Here is a 14,814-nt window from a genome sequence, read left to right on the forward strand (position 1 = left end):
CAAAAATAAAACAGCGCAACTCATATTATCCCATGAATTGCGCTGTTATCTTGTCGCGAATTGAACGGAAAAGCAATTTAAACCGCAGCAGTTTCCATTTCAGCTAAAGTTGGATAGTCCACATAGCCTGCCGAGACATCTGTTCCAATCATGTTTTCCAGTTTCAATTCATTCAATGGTGCATCTTGCAGTAGACGCTCATACAGATCTGGATTCGCAATATAGGCTTTACCAAATGCAACGGCATCTGCCTTTTCAGCTGCCAACAGCTCAATCGCATCTTCACGACTCAGTTGCATATTGGCAATATAAGGCACTCCACCAGAACGCTCTTTCATATATTCAGAAATACTGTCTTCAGCCAGATATTCACGGGTAAAGAAGAAGGCAATCTTGCGTTTGCCCAGCTGCTCCATGGCATAGCCAAATGTTTCACGTGGATTATCATCGCCCATGTCATGGTCATCACAACGCGGCGCAAAATGCACCCCTACACGATCTGCGCCCCATACTTCAATCAGTGCATCAGTTGCTTCTAGCAGGAACCGTGTACGATTTTCCACTGAACCGCCGTATTCATCTTCACGCTGATTGGTTTTGCTTTGCAAGAACTGGTCAATCAGATAACCATTGGCAGCATGTAATTCCACACCATCAAAACCGGCTTCTTTAGCACGAATCGCGGCTTGCTTATATTGCTCGGTAATCGCGTGAATTTCAGAAACCTCCAAAGGACGTGGCAATACATAAGGACGTTTTGGACGTAGTAAGCTGACATGACCCGCCTGTTGTACTGCACTTGCAGAGACTGGTGTTTCACCATTTAACAGATCCGGATGCGATACACGACCAACATGCCAAAGCTGGGCAATAATCAGACCGCCCTTCTCATGAACCGCTTGAGTGACCTTTTTCCAGCCTTCGACCTGAGCATCGGTAAACAATCCTGGAGTATTCAAATAGCCATTGGCTTCTTCAGAAATCACTGTAGCTTCAGAAATGATCAGGCCAGCACTTGCACGTTGCGCATAGTACTCAACCATCATTGGGGTTGGAACGCGATCAGCAGTTGCGCGGTTACGGGTCAGCGGCGCCATGATGACACGGTTTTTAAGCTCTAACGCACCGAGCGTTAAAGGAGAATTTAATTCAGCCATCGTTACTCCCACCTGTTAAAGGTGTTGTTGTAGGTGTTCGATAAATTGCTGAATCAACGCTTCATTGCGAGAAAAATAAGACCATTGTCCATATTTTTCCACTTGAATTAAACCGGCCTGCTGTAACACAGACAAATGGTTCGACATCGTCGATTGCGATACATTTCCCAACCGTTCGATATGACCTGCACATACGCCGCGTCTAAAGTCACCACATTCGTCACTCGATAAAAATTGTTCCGGTTTTTTTAACCATTCCAAAATTTGGCGACGCGTTGGATTAGCCAAGGCTTTAAAAATTAAATCTATATCCATACTCAAGACACGTTTAATGGGCAACAAAGCGTTGTCAGCTTGTTTTACTTAATATATCGCATTTTTTCGATTTTAATATCGATTTTTTTAGATATATTGTAAAATAACTGATAACCCTTTGCTTTCATTCATCATTTAAATTACAAACCTTGTTTTAAGCTTGCTTCAATAAACTTATCAAGGTCACCATCTAGTACTGCACCTGTGTTGGAGTTTTCAACACCCGTACGTAAGTCTTTAATACGCGAGTCATCCAATACATAAGAACGAATCTGACTGCCCCAACCAATATCCGACTTCGAGTCTTCAAGTGCTTGAGCCGCTTCGTTACGTTTGCTCATTTCCAACTCATACAACTTCGCACGTAACTGTTTCCACGCATGGTCACGGTTGGCATGTTGTGAACGTTGGTTCTGACATGCCACCACAATGCCTGTTGGCGCGTGGGTTAAACGTACCGCAGAGTCTGTTTTGTTAATGTGCTGACCACCTGCACCCGAAGCACGGTAAGTATCGGTACGCACGTCAGATGGGTTGATATCAATTTCAATGTTGTCATCGACTTCTGGCGAGACAAACACAGCAGAGAATGACGTATGACGACGGTTACCCGAGTCAAATGGCGATTTACGTACTAAGCGATGCACGCCCGATTCGGTACGCAACCAACCATAGGCATATTCACCTTCAACACGAATCGTTGCAGACTTAATCCCAGCCACGTCGCCGTCTGACTCTTCCATCAATTCAGCTTTAAAACCATGACGTTCAATCCAGCGCATATACATACGCAGTAGCATTGAAGCCCAGTCTTGTGCTTCTGTCCCACCTGAACCGGCTTGAATTTCCACATAACATGGATTTGGGTCCATTGGGTTACTGAACATACGGCGGAATTCAAGCTTCGCCAACTCTTCTTCTGCAGAGGTCAATTCAGCCTGCACATCAGCCAACAGACTCTCATCATCTGCTTCTACTGCCAAATCAAGCATCGCTTGCGCATCTTCAAGCTGCGTTGCCAAACCATCTAACACATTTAAGACGTTTTCAAGTTCGCCTTTTTCTTTGGCCATGGCTTGTGCACGGCTTTGATCATTCCAAATCGCTGGGTCTTCTAATTCACGGAGAACCTCTTCTAAACGCTCTTTTTTCAGATCGTAGTCAAAGATACCCCCGTAATGTGAGACCACGGTCGTTTAAGTCTTTTAATTGGTTTAGATACGGATTAATTTCCACGTGAATTACTCTCAATCAATATAAAGCGAAAAATAGCCGCTGATTATATCACAGACGACGGCTGGGATTATTCATCTCAAATTGGACAAAATCACTCCCTTCTTTCTAGAGCTTAAAACCGTTTAGTCTCCCAAAAAGCATTCGCTTGATCCAAAATCAAGCTGCATATAAATGTGAAGCACACCACAAAGCATACACCTGAGAAGTGTTCTCAACAGACGAACGGACTAAACATTTTGAGTCAAAATTGGTTAAAATAGCGTCAAAAATTATGAAATCCACAGAATCTACACAATTTTAATAAAACAAAACATTATAAATTTATAATTTATTATCAATCATTTAAATTTTAGAAATTACACGATGTAACCTTAGATACAGAGCATTAACTTTCCTTTGGTTGACGCTTTTTTATTTTGCCCTAGACTGAAGTTGTAACAAAAAATTAATGAAATACGGGTCCACTTACGAGGGGTACATACCATGAAAAAATTAGCAATTGCTTCAGCATTACTTTCAGCTCTAGCGATCACAGGTACTGCACATGCATACCAAGCAGAGGTGGGTGCTTCAGCTGGCCTAATTGATCCAGACAACGGTAGCTCAAGCGGCTCTTTTGGCGTAGATGGCACATACTATTTCAACCCAGTTCAAACACGTAATGCGCCACTTGCAGAAGCAGCATTCTTAGACCGTGCAAGTAACGTTAACGCAAAATACCAATACGACGAAGTCGGTGATGATGAACGTCATCGTTATGGCATTGGCGCTGAAGTCTTTGTCCCTAACTCAGATTTCTATTTAAGTGGTAACGTTGGTCGCGACGATGTGAAATTTGACCGCGGTGGCGATTTTGATGAGACCGTTTATGGCGCTGAAGTTGGTTATTTACCAGCACCAGGTTTATTAATTGCTGCGGGTCTAAAAGGCTATGACAACGATTATGACGACGGTGTAGATCCTACTCTTCGCGCTAAATATGTCACTTCCCTAAGCAATGGTAAAGACATTAACTTAGAAGCAGGCGCAGGTTTTGGTGATTTAGACGAATATAATCTTGCAGCAGATTACTTCATCGATAAAACCTTAAGCCTAGGTGTAGACTACTACAGTAAAGACCGTGACTATGGTGATACTAACGAATTTGGTATCAATGCACGTAAATTCTTTACCCCGCAAGTCAGCCTTGAAGGCCGTGTTGGTTTTGGTGAAGTCGGCAACAACGACTACAACAAATTCGGTTTAGCTGCTAAATATCGTTTCTAAAACCAATTAAAAACCTTGAATACTCAAAGCCCATTTTCGAATGGGCTTTTTGCACTCTGATAAAGCATTGTTATAAATAAAGATTGACTCCCTGCTACTTTTTTGTACACTTCGTTACAACTGTCATAGAACAGTCATATTTTTATAACAAAGAGAGAACCTCTAAAATGCTTAAAAAAATTGCGCTGACCACAGCACTGATCGCAAGCTTCGGGACTGCACATGCTTACCAAGCGGAAATCGGCGGCACCATTGCTGTGGCTGATCCTGATCATGGGGACACTTCAATAGGTTTTGGCGTAGATGGCACGTACTACTTCAACCCTGTTCAAGTCAAAAACAGTCCACTGAATGAAGCTGCATTCTTAAATCGCTCAAGTAATCTCAACGGCGAAGTTTCATACATTGATTATGATTATTACGAAGTCACAGACTTTAATGTTGGACTTGAGTATTTTATTCCAAACTCTGATTTTTACCTGAACGGTAATATTGGGCAAACCAAACACGAAGCCGATGGTGTTGAAGACCTAGATACCACCATTTATTCTGCTGAAGTAGGTTATCTACCTGTTCCTGGCTTATTGGTTGCAGCTGGTTTATTTGGCTACGATAATGATAATGGCGATGATGTCGATCCAACTTTACGTGCCAAATATGTCACTCAAGTGGGTGCTTATGACATGAACTTTGAAGGTGGTGCAGTCTTTGGTGACATCGATTACTACAACCTTGATGCTGACTTATACTTAAATAAAACTTTTAGTGTAGGCCTTGGTTTCTCTGATACCGATGAAAAAGATGCTGAAATATTTACCATCCGTGCGAAAAAGTTCTTCACGCAACAAGTCAGCCTAGAAGGTTCGATTGACTTTGCTGATGAAGACAATGTGTTTGGCCTACGTGGCGCTTATCGCTTCTAATTGCAACTAAAATCTATTAAAAAACCGCTCTATAGAGCGGTTTTTTAGTGTTGTTCTAAATGCAAAATGCGAAGTTGGACGCTGACATTGCCACGAAATTCATTTTTATCCAGCTCATAGACCAAACGAACTTGATGGTTCATCTCATTGAACTGGTATTTATCTGCCGCATTAAAAGCAATGGCATCCACGACATGTCCATTGTCTAAAGCAACACGTAATTTTAAATGCACTTCTTTCAGCCAGCGAAAATCTAAAATTTGAAAATTTCCTTCAAAAATAGGCGCTGGAAACTTTTGCCCCCATGGACTAATCTGTTGTAGAAGATCGACCGTTTCAACTTGAATATTCTGTGCAGCTAACTCACCATCGGTCCATAAAGTCGCGATAAATAAACCTTCATCCTGAGCTGCCATCAGTACTTCAAAGGCCTGCTTAAACTCTTCAAAATGGACTTTTTGAATGGTTAAACCCGCTGCCGCAGCATGCCCACCAAAGTGGCTGACCAAATGTGGATATTGCTCAGCAACACACTCAATGGCATCGCGGATATGCACTCCTTCAATCGAACGGGCAGAACCTTTGATATGTATCCCGTCTTCATCTGCAGCAAACACAATACTTGGCCTGTGAAACTGTTCTTTTAAGCGCCCCGCAACAATGCCAATCACCCCTTGATGCCAATGCGGCTCGAACATAATTAAAGCCGCAGGTAAGACCGTATCATCCAGTTGAATTTGATCCAAGGCTATTAAAGCCTCTTGTTTCATCGTCGCTTCAACCTGACGACGCTCCACATTCAACTGATTCAGTTGTTCTGCCAATGGATAGGCAGAAGAAAAGTCCTGTGCCAATAGACATTCAATCCCGATGTCCATAGTTTCCATACGACCTGCAGCATTAATACGTGGCCCCAGTACAAACCCCAAATCTTGCGCTTTTAAAGTTGCAGCCTCTCGACCTGCAATCTCCAGTAGAGCACTGATACCGGGACGACATAAATGTTGTTGAATGCGCTTCAGGCCAACATCGACCAAGATGCGATTGTTATAGTCAAGACTGGCAACATCGGCATAGGTACCTAATGCTACCAAATCCAAATACTGACTCATGAGTGCCGAAGACTTATTTAGTTTTTTACGATAGGTCGATAAGTTAGCCAAGACATAAAAGGCCACACCCACCCCAGCTAAGGCTTTACTTGGAAAATCACACCCCAACTGGTTCGGATTCACTACCGCTTGGGCACGGGGAGTCGGTTTGGTGGTCAAATGGTGATCGGTAATAATCACCTGCATGCCATGATCTTGCGCTTGTTTCACGCCGTCATGACTGGAAATACCATTATCCACAGTAATCAATAAATCAGGTGTAAAGCTGGTAAATGCTAAATCCGCAATCGCAGGCGTTAAGCCATAACCATATTTAAAGCGGTCTGGAACCAGATACTCTACCTGCGCCCCCATTTCTCGCAAAGCCAAAATCATTAAAGCGGTGCTGGTTGCACCATCTGCATCATAATCACCCACAATGACAATTTTGTGTTGCTGATCAATTGCAGCATCCATCAACTGAATCGCTTCATTTAAGCCTTTCAGACTAGGGGCCAGTAAATGCTTGAGCTTTAACTCCAGCTCCTGTGTTGACGCCACCCCACGGCGGGCTAAAATTTCTGCAATAAACGCAGGAATGTCCTGAAATAATTCAGGACAGGTAATAAAGGGTCTTTGCTTAATTTGAATGGCTGACATTTATGGCATCAAACGTTTCAGCATCCAGACATCTTGCTGTTTTTCATAACTTAAACGGTCATGTAAACGGTTCGGACGCCCTTGCCAAAACTCATAGTGGTCAGGCTCAAGACGGTAGCCACCCCAAAAGACAGGTTTATTCAGTTCTGATTTACCTTCAACTTGACTTTGCAATTGCTCAAAACGTTGTTGCAAGACTTCACGGCTTTCAATCACACCACTTTGTGGTGTACTGATATGTGCTGCAATTTGACTATCTCGTGGACGCTTATGATAGTAGTCAGTCGATTCTGCTTCAGAAATTTTGACTACTTTACCGCCAATGCGAATCTGACGTTCCTGCTCTTGCCAATAGAACAGTAACTCTGCATATGGGTTTTCTGCCAAATCATTGCCTTTTTGGCTGTCATAATTGGTATAAAAATCATACCCTACTTCGGTTGCACCGCGTAGCAATACTGTTCGCACATGCGGACGACCCTGCGCACTTGCTGTCGCCAATGACATAGCATAAGGTTCGTGTAGTTGTGCTTCTAGGGCATGATTAAACCAAAGCAAGAACTGAGCATGTGGATGGGTTTCTACTCGATCTTCATGCAGCTCGCCTTTTTGGTAACTTAAACGAAGCTCACTGAGATCTTTGATTAAATCACTCATTTCTTCACTCCTAATTAAGCTGCGTTCGTACGTACAGCATCAGCCAATGCATTTGCTAAACTGCTGACTTCATTGAGGTCATCCCCTTCTACCATGACACGAATCACAGGTTCAGTGCCTGATTTACGAATCAACAAACGACCACGACCTTTGAGTTGTTGCTCGGCTTTATCAAATTCAGCCACCAAAGCAGGCACCGCATAAGGGTCAAACATCGCCTCTAAACGTACATTCACCAGCACATTCGGTAGAAGCTTAAAGTCAGCAACCAATTCATGCAGCGCTTTCTTCTGCTCGACCATCACGGTAAGGACTTGTAGAGCCGCAATAATGGCATCACCCGTGGTACTTTTATCCAAGGTTAAGATGTGTCCTGATGGCTCACCGCCAATGACCCAGCCTTTTTCTTCTAGACCTTGTAGGACATAACGATCCCCCACTTTAGCACGTAATAGCGCTACACCCGCTTTATCCAATGCCAACTCTAAAGCCATGTTTGACATCAAGGTGCCCACTATTCCAGCAGGCTTTTTAGCACTTTGTGTCGCCAAGATATATAGAATATGGTCGCCATCAATCAGCTTGCCATCTTTATCCACTAAAATAACGCGATCTGCGTCCCCATCAAAGGCGATACCCAAATCAGCCTTATGCTTCACTACGAGTTGCTGTAAATGCTCAGGATGGGTCGAACCACATTGCTCATTGATATTTACACCGTTAGGCTCGTTATGAATGGCAATGACTTTGGCACCTAGCTCACGAAAGACTGATGGACCCACGTTATATGCTGCACCATTGGCACAATCCACCACAATCGTTAAATCATTCAAGTCATAGTGATAGGGAAATGTGGATTTACAAAATTCAATATAACGACCATTGGCATCTTTTACACGGACACTTTTACCTAAATTGGCAATATCATCAATGATGAGGTCTTTTTCTAATTCTTGGTTAATTTCTTCTTGAATAGCATCTGGTAGTTTCTTGCCTTCACTGGAAAAGAACTTGATCCCGTTATCAAAATAAGGATTATGTGATGCTGAAATCACAATGCCCAAACTTGCGTGTAAGGCACGGGTCAAATGTGCAATCGCTGGGGTTGGCAATGGGCCTAGTAAATGTACATACACCCCTGCTGCGTTTAAACCCGCTTGTAATGCTGACTCTAAAATATAACCCGATAAACGTGTGTCTTTACCGAGTACCACCAATGGTTTTGATTTTTTACTGTGGCGTTTTAAAACTTTCCCTGCGGCAAAGCCTAATTTAAGGGCAAATTCAGGGGTAATAGGGAGGACGCCAAACTTACCGCGAATACCATCGGTACCAAAATAACTCATGTTCTACTCACTTCTTAATGGTGATCTAAATCATCACTTTTTTACTCACGACACTTTACACCAAAACGAAAAAGCCGTCATAAAAATGACGGCTTTTACATTCAACAATTCGTATAACTTTATTAGCCAACGCGATAGTTTGGTGCTTCTTTGGTAATCGTTACGTCATGAACATGTGACTCAGACATACCTGCCGAAGTAATTTTCACAAACTTCGCATTTTGACGAAGATCTTCAATCACAGATGAACCCGTATAACCCATAGAAGAACGTAAACCACCCATCATTTGGTGCACAATGTTACCCATTGGTCCCTTGTATGGCACACGACCTTCGATCCCTTCAGGAACAAGTTTCTCAGCACCTGCTTTAGAGTCTTGGAAATAACGATCCGCAGAACCTGTTGCGCCTGCCATCGCGCCCAATGACCCCATACCCCGATACGCTTTATAGTAACGACCTTGGAAGAACTCCACTTCACCTGGTGCTTCTTCAGTCCCGGCAAGGAGTGAACCGACCATAATCGTACTCGCACCCGCGCCAATCGCTTTCGCCATATCCCCAGAGAAACGAATACCACCATCTGCGATTAATGGAATTTGATCTTTCAATGCATTGGCAACGCTATCAATCGCAGAAATCTGCGGCATGCCAATACCCGCTACAATACGCGTGGTACAAATTGAACCTGGGCCGATACCGACTTTGACCGCATCTGCACCTGCATCAAGGAGTGCCAATGCAGCATCACCAGTTGCAATGTTACCGCCAATCACTTGAACTTGTGGGTAATTCGCTTTCACCCAACGTACACGCTCGATCACACCCGCAGAGTGGCCATGCGCCGTATCTACGACAATTGCATCTACACCCGCTTCAACCAAAGCCTCTACACGGCTTGGTGTTTCTACACCTGTACCGACTGCTGCACCCACGCGTAAGCGACCAAGGTCATCTTTACAGCTGCTTGGATAGCTTTCCGCTTTACGGAAGTCAGTGACTGTAATTAAACCTTTGAGTTCGTTGTGTTCTCCAACGACCAAAACTTTTTCAATACGGTGCTTTTGCAGTAAAGCTTGAATATTTTCTTTCGATTCACCTTCACGAACAGTCACAAGGCGGTCTTGACCGGTCATGATGTTGCTTACAGGTTGCTCAAGATTGGTTTCAAAGCGTGTATCGCGACCTGTGACAATACCGACCACTTTGCCATCTTTCACAACAGGCACACCGCTGATGTTGTTGGCTTGAGTAATCGAGATCAATTCGCGCACTGTAGTTTCAGGTGTCACAGTGATTGGATCTTTCACCATTCCTGCTTCAAATTTTTTCACACGACGGACTTCTGCAGCTTGTGCAGCAATATCCATGTTCTTGTGCAAAATACCAATACCACCGTTTTGCGCCATCGCAATCGCCATACGTGATTCAGTCACCGTATCCATTGCTGCTGAAACAAGGGGGATATTTAAATTAATGCCGCGCGTGAATCGTGTCTTTAATGAGACATCTTTTGGGAGAACAGTAGAATAGGCAGGGAGTAATAGGACATCATCAAAAGTTAACGCGTCTTGAACGATGGTCAACATGGCAGTCTCACTGGTAATTTCCGTGCGCTATTATAAACAAATATGAACTTAAATTTCATTTCAATTGAAAATTTATTTTTTTATCTTAGAAAATAAAGTGATAAAACCCATATTTTATTTGACACCTTCATTTTCACCTTTATTTTTTATTTCTTGTTTTGAGATGGGTTCAATTGACGTTCTAAAACTCAAAAAAGCAGAGCCTTGACTCTGCTTTTACCGATTAACACACTTGATCAAAACCTTCATCGTTGACTGGAATGCTCGCTTCCAATTGCACAAATGGAATCATATTGTGCGCACGTCGCGCTTTGTTGCATTGATCATCAGCGATTTGAACTTCTTTACATGAAGAGCTACGCTGTTCATACATCCCACAACTCACCTGCTCACCAATGGTACCTTGCAGTGCAATACAGCGTGGGCTGGCTTGATTGGTTCCAGCCATGCATGAATACACAGCCGTCACTGGCTCTGTGTAATGTTCAGGCATTGAAATGCCTTCAGCCCAGTAAAATGAGACTCTAAAAAAGGCACAACATGCCCCGCAGCTTAAACAGGCATCTTCCGTTGGAACTTGAGACAACATCCTTTATATTCTCATTTTCAAAAACTTTTTTTGGAAGAAAATATTAAAAAAATTGTGGTTGCCAAACAAGCAAAATTTACGACTATTTTGTCACTTAAGTTGGACAGGTAAAAACACTCTCATCCATCAAGTCGGTACCGCACTCCAAAGTCTCAATCCAGTCTAAAAATTGATGAATCTGCTCTTGCCCAATAAACGGTGTACCATGCTGCGGCACAATCATTTCGACATCCATGGTGCGGACCATATTGACCCATAAACGAATCACTTTGTTATTGCACATATAGCGCTGATGAAACCCTTTCATTTTAGGAATATGCGCAGCAAAGTTTTCCAAAGGTTTCGAGGCATCATCCACCATCGATGCCCCCATATCGCCTGAAAATAGAATCTTGGCAATCGGGTCATAAAACTGAAAATTACCCACCGAATGTAGAAAATGCGCAGGCACAGCAATAATCGAAGACTGCCCCAAAGTAATCACCTGACCGTGGTCAGGCAGCTCCACTAAACGATCCAACCAGTTACCTTTCATCCGCTCACTCATAAAGGCAGAGTTCAAGTGGGGTAAAAAGCGTGCCCAAAGTTTAGAAGCCACCACTTTCGCTTCGGTATAGACCAACCAACGCGGCATTGAGGTAATAATGTCAGGGTCTTGGTGTGAGGCCATAACAAAATCAAGATTGGTCAAACGGGTATATTTATTCAACTCCATGGTCAACGGTACATAAGTTAAATCACCACCGGGATCTAAGACCGCTGCACGCTCATGGTCAATAATTAAAAACTGATTTGCCTGTACACCCTCGCCTTTGACCAAGCTGGTAAAGCTAATACACTTATGTGTGCCATCATCATATAAAACCTGTGACGTTGTGCGGTCAAATGCCATGCCCATCCCCTCAAAATGCTGTTTTTCTTAAAAGACTTTTTAATACCTACAACATATATGGATTTACACAAACTTACAATGCATTTGCGACTAATATCATTTGATATATCAATAAATTGAAGATTATTTTTCAATAAAAAATCCCGATTTTTTAAGTCGGGATTCCTATCTTTTACGGTAAATTAAAAGAAATAATGCTGTACAAGTGTTGCAACACCAATGACCAAGAAAATGGCCGCACCAATTTTATGAATTAAGGCAATTGGCAACTTGGTCGCCAACTTATCGCCAATAAAGACCGCTGGCGCATTGGCCAACATCATCCCTAAAGTCGTGCCCAACATCACCCAAACAATACTGTCAAAACGTGCCGCTAAAGCCACTGTCGCAATTTGGGTTTTATCGCCAATTTCGGCCAAGAAGAACAACACAAACGTTGCACCAAATACCCCAAGTTTCTGCCACTTCTTAATGCTGCCTGACTCATCATCCAACTGATCAGGAATCAACATCCAACCTGCCATAGCAATGAAACCAATCGAGAGAATCCAGATCAGCGCATCAGGGCTTAAAACTGTGGTAATCCATTGGCCTAAAACAGCAGAGACGCCATGGTTAATAATGGTTGCCAGCAAAATAGCCAATAGAATTGGGACGGGTTTACGGAAACGTGCAGCAAGTAACAATGCAAGCAGTTGGGTCTTATCGCCCATTTCAGCTAAAGCCACGATGGCTGTGGAGAGGAGGAATTCATACATGATGTCTTTCTCTGGCTAGCATAACAAATACCAATGACTCACCGCTCCTGCTAGCCAAAAATCTGCAGAGTGGTAAATCAAAGGTCTTGCCAACAAAAGAAAGCTCTTTAGAAGCTCATTTGGTTCTTTGCTATGATGACCATGCTCGTTTTAGAGCAAATATGTTGATCATCACCTGTTCTGAAGAACAGCGGCTACTCCCCAATGAAGTAACACAATTTTAGGCGAAAATATGTTTTTTGGCAATCTATAAATACAAAAGACCCTGCCGAAGCAGGGTCTTTATTGAGGTATTTTTTCAGTGCTTCCAGCCGCTATTTTTCTCTTTTGAGAAGAGAGAATAGCAGAGCTAAAAGCTAGATCATTAGATCAGCAAAGTACGGATGTCTTTCAACAACTTGGTCAGCTTATTGGTAAAGCGCGCTGCATCGGCCCCATTGATCACACGGTGATCATAAGACAGTGACAACGGCAACATCAGTTTCGGATCAAAACCTTGACCATTCCATACGGGTTGCATCGTCGCTGGAGAAATACCCAAAATTGCAACTTGCGGCCAGTTCACCAGAGGTGTAAATGCTGTACCACCAATTGCACCTAAGCTTGAAATCGTGAAGTTTGCACCTTGTAGGTCTTTCGGCGAAAGCTTCTTATCACGTGCTTTCTGACCCAATACACCGAGCTCCACCGCAATGTCTTTAATCGATTTCTGGTCTGGATTACGGAGTACAGGAACGGTTAAACCATCTGGTGTTGCTACAGCAATGCCCATATGGATTTCGTTACGCAAGAGTACAGACTTACCATCATCAGCCAAGTGACCGGCAAAATCACGCTCCTCTTTCAGCAAATGCGCAACAGCTTTAATAATGAAAGCCATAATGGTCAAGCTAATACCATCTTTCTTAAAGTTACCTTTAAGGTCATTACGCCAAGCTTCAAGCTCAGTAATATCCGCCAAATCAAACTGAGTCACTTGTGGAATATAGTTGTTTAAAGACAACTGTGGAATAGAGACTTGTTGCAGACGTGTCAGCACTTTCTCTTCAACACCACCAAACGCACTAAAGTCAGGCAGTTTCGGTAAGCCCGCAGCAGCAACAGCCGTCGCAGCAGGTGCAGTTTGCGGTGCGGTTAAACGACCTTTCACATAAGCAAAAATGTCATCTTTCATTAAACGTGCATGTGGACCAGAAGCTTTGACTTCTGCCAGCACCACGCCCAATTCACGCGCGAGTTTACGTACCGCAGGACCCGCGTAGACTTTAGCATTTGCTGCATTTTGCTCTTTGGTCAGCTTATCTGCACCTTGAACTGCTGGTGCAACTTGTACAGTAGATGCCACCATTGGTGTAGTTGCAGCTGGAGCCGCTGTAGGTTTCGCTGGTGTCTGAGCAACAGCTTGAGCCACTGGTGCAGGGGCTTGGCCCTCAGCTTCAATGGTCACCAAAGCCACACCTTCCGATACATTTTGTCCCAATGCAACATGAATGGCTTTAATCATACCCGCTGTTGTACTTGGTACTTCAACCGTTGCTTTGTCTGATTCAACCACGATGATACTTTGGTCTTTTTCAACCGTATCACCTACTGACACCAAAATTTCAGCAACTGCCGCTTTGTCTACACCCAAGTCAGGCACTGCAATTTCAACCGCACCTGCAGGCGCAGCAGCAGCTTGTGGCGCCGCTTCAGCAGGCTGAGCTTCAGTGGTTTGAGGTGCTGCAACTGGCGTAGGCTCAGCAGTCACTGGTGCAACTGACGCTGCTGTTTTTACAGTCAGGATCACTACGCCTTCTTTAACACTGTCACCAACGTGAATGCTAATCGATTCCACTGTGCCTGAAATCGTACTCGGGACTTCCACAGTCGCCTTGTCTGACTCAACCACAAGGATGCTTTGATCGACGTCAATTTGATCGCCAACCGACACCAAAATTTCACCAACGGTTGCTTTTTCCACACCAATATCTGGCACTTGCACATCAATCACTTGTGATGCTGTAGTGGCAGCGGGTGCAACCGTTTCAGCAACAGCAGCGGGTGCAGTCTTTTCTTCAGCTTGTACAAGGTCAGCCTGTGCTTGTACTGCTGGCGCTTCAGTTTGTCCCTCGGCTTCCAGCTCAATCAGCGCTGCACCTTCAGCAACAGAGTCACCTAAGTTTACTAAAATGCTTTTAACAACGCCTGCTGAAGTGCTAGGCACTTCAACAGATGCTTTGTCTGATTCTAATAGAACAACACTGTCATCAACCGCAATGGTATCGCCAACTTTGATCAAAATTTCAGCAACAACGGCTTTATCTACACCAATATCAGGAGTTGTAATTTGCAT

The 14,814-nt window shown here is 43.6% G+C and carries 13 protein-coding genes and 1 riboswitch; of the genes, 2 read left to right on the plus strand and 11 right to left on the minus strand.

The genetic code is table 11. From position 1 onward, the window contains the following. Nucleotides 1-77 precede the first annotated feature (77 nt). From MF4642_RS01600 to prfB, 3 genes are all read right to left on the minus strand, one after another. The gene (locus MF4642_RS01600; protein WP_078425082.1) at nucleotides 78-1,157 is read right to left on the minus strand and encodes an alkene reductase; all 1,080 of its coding nucleotides are present in this window, start codon (nucleotides 1,155-1,157) and stop codon (nucleotides 78-80) included. Between the two features lie 15 nt (nucleotides 1,158-1,172). Continuing rightward, the gene (locus MF4642_RS01605) at nucleotides 1,173-1,472 is read right to left on the minus strand and encodes an ArsR/SmtB family transcription factor (RefSeq protein ID WP_004978252.1); all 300 of its coding nucleotides are present in this window, start codon (nucleotides 1,470-1,472) and stop codon (nucleotides 1,173-1,175) included. 140 nt (nucleotides 1,473-1,612) lie between these two features. Beyond that, nucleotides 1,613-2,708 (minus strand): peptide chain release factor 2 gene (gene prfB / locus MF4642_RS01610; protein WP_100222790.1). Its coding sequence is split into 2 segments (ribosomal slippage): nucleotides 1,613-2,635 and nucleotides 2,637-2,708, totalling 1,095 coding nucleotides; the frame shifts between segments, so codons are not numbered across the junction. A gap of 483 nt (nucleotides 2,709-3,191) precedes the next feature. On the opposite strand from prfB, the gene MF4642_RS01615 reads away from it, so the two are divergent. Together MF4642_RS01615 and MF4642_RS01620 are read left to right on the plus strand one after the other, a co-directional pair. Further along, nucleotides 3,192-3,974: a putative porin gene (locus MF4642_RS01615; protein ID WP_078425083.1), complete on the plus strand. Its 783-nt coding sequence runs from the start codon at nucleotides 3,192-3,194 to the stop codon at nucleotides 3,972-3,974. Between the two features lie 167 nt (nucleotides 3,975-4,141). Further along, entirely contained in the window at nucleotides 4,142-4,897 is a 756-nt protein-coding gene (locus MF4642_RS01620) for a putative porin (RefSeq protein ID WP_078425084.1), read from the plus strand. 44 nt (nucleotides 4,898-4,941) lie between these two features. Here the strand turns inward: MF4642_RS01620 and recJ are convergent, their stop codons facing one another. The 8 genes from recJ to MF4642_RS01660 form a co-directional block, all read right to left on the minus strand. After that, a complete protein-coding gene (recJ, locus tag MF4642_RS01625; protein ID WP_078425085.1) occupies nucleotides 4,942-6,648 on the minus strand; it encodes a single-stranded-DNA-specific exonuclease RecJ in 1,707 nt (568 codons plus the stop codon). Then, on the minus strand, nucleotides 6,649-7,305 hold the full coding sequence (gene pdxH, locus MF4642_RS01630; protein ID WP_078425086.1) for a pyridoxamine 5'-phosphate oxidase: 657 nt from the start codon (nucleotides 7,303-7,305) through the stop codon (nucleotides 6,649-6,651). A 14-nt stretch (nucleotides 7,306-7,319) separates the two neighbouring features. Then, complete coding sequence (gene glmM / locus MF4642_RS01635) at nucleotides 7,320-8,651, minus strand: phosphoglucosamine mutase (RefSeq protein ID WP_078425087.1); 1,332 nt, start codon at nucleotides 8,649-8,651, stop codon at nucleotides 7,320-7,322. Nucleotides 8,652-8,773: 122 nt separating this feature from the next. Continuing rightward, nucleotides 8,774-10,240 carry an IMP dehydrogenase gene (gene guaB / locus MF4642_RS01640; protein ID WP_004691717.1) on the minus strand — a complete coding sequence of 489 codons (1,467 nt, stop codon included), beginning with the start codon at nucleotides 10,238-10,240 and terminating at the stop codon, nucleotides 8,774-8,776. 223 nt (nucleotides 10,241-10,463) lie between these two features. Further along, complete coding sequence (locus MF4642_RS01645; protein WP_078425088.1) at nucleotides 10,464-10,829, minus strand: YkgJ family cysteine cluster protein; 366 nt, start codon at nucleotides 10,827-10,829, stop codon at nucleotides 10,464-10,466. Nucleotides 10,830-10,923: 94 nt separating this feature from the next. Next, nucleotides 10,924-11,721 (minus strand): MBL fold metallo-hydrolase, encoded by a 798-nt coding sequence (locus tag MF4642_RS01650; RefSeq protein ID WP_004691719.1) that lies wholly within the window; start codon nucleotides 11,719-11,721, stop codon nucleotides 10,924-10,926. A 182-nt stretch (nucleotides 11,722-11,903) separates the two neighbouring features. Beyond that, nucleotides 11,904-12,479 (minus strand): TMEM165/GDT1 family protein, encoded by a 576-nt coding sequence (locus MF4642_RS01655; RefSeq protein ID WP_004691720.1) that lies wholly within the window; start codon nucleotides 12,477-12,479, stop codon nucleotides 11,904-11,906. Between the two features lie 76 nt (nucleotides 12,480-12,555). Beyond that, a riboswitch (yybP-ykoY riboswitch) is annotated at nucleotides 12,556-12,694 on the minus strand. Nucleotides 12,695-12,843: 149 nt separating this feature from the next. Then, nucleotides 12,844-14,814: a 2-oxo acid dehydrogenase subunit E2 gene (locus tag MF4642_RS01660; RefSeq protein WP_078425089.1), complete on the minus strand. Its 1,971-nt coding sequence runs from the start codon at nucleotides 14,812-14,814 to the stop codon at nucleotides 12,844-12,846.

It is taken from the genome of Acinetobacter sp. MF4642 (assembly GCF_002018925.1).
Classification (GTDB): Bacteria; Pseudomonadota; Gammaproteobacteria; order Pseudomonadales; family Moraxellaceae; genus Acinetobacter; species Acinetobacter johnsonii.

Coding starts and splice junctions, on each gene's coding strand:
- MF4642_RS01600 (WP_078425082.1), bottom strand. CDS start 1,157: ATGGCTGAATTAAATTCTCCTTTAACGCTCGGTGCGTTAGAGCTTAAA.
- MF4642_RS01605 (WP_004978252.1), bottom strand. CDS start 1,472: ATGGATATAGATTTAATTTTTAAAGCCTTGGCTAATCCAACGCGTCGC.
- MF4642_RS01615 (WP_078425083.1), top strand. CDS start 3,192: ATGAAAAAATTAGCAATTGCTTCAGCATTACTTTCAGCTCTAGCGATC.
- MF4642_RS01620 (WP_078425084.1), top strand. CDS start 4,142: ATGCTTAAAAAAATTGCGCTGACCACAGCACTGATCGCAAGCTTCGGG.
- recJ (WP_078425085.1), bottom strand. CDS start 6,648: ATGTCAGCCATTCAAATTAAGCAAAGACCCTTTATTACCTGTCCTGAA.
- pdxH (WP_078425086.1), bottom strand. CDS start 7,305: ATGAGTGATTTAATCAAAGATCTCAGTGAGCTTCGTTTAAGTTACCAA.
- glmM (WP_078425087.1), bottom strand. CDS start 8,651: ATGAGTTATTTTGGTACCGATGGTATTCGCGGTAAGTTTGGCGTCCTC.
- guaB (WP_004691717.1), bottom strand. CDS start 10,240: ATGTTGACCATCGTTCAAGACGCGTTAACTTTTGATGATGTCCTATTA.
- MF4642_RS01645 (WP_078425088.1), bottom strand. CDS start 10,829: ATGTTGTCTCAAGTTCCAACGGAAGATGCCTGTTTAAGCTGCGGGGCA.
- MF4642_RS01650 (WP_004691719.1), bottom strand. CDS start 11,721: ATGGCATTTGACCGCACAACGTCACAGGTTTTATATGATGATGGCACA.
- MF4642_RS01655 (WP_004691720.1), bottom strand. CDS start 12,479: ATGTATGAATTCCTCCTCTCCACAGCCATCGTGGCTTTAGCTGAAATG.
- MF4642_RS01660 (WP_078425089.1), bottom strand. CDS start 14,814: ATGCAAATTACAACTCCTGATATTGGTGTAGATAAAGCCGTTGTTGCT.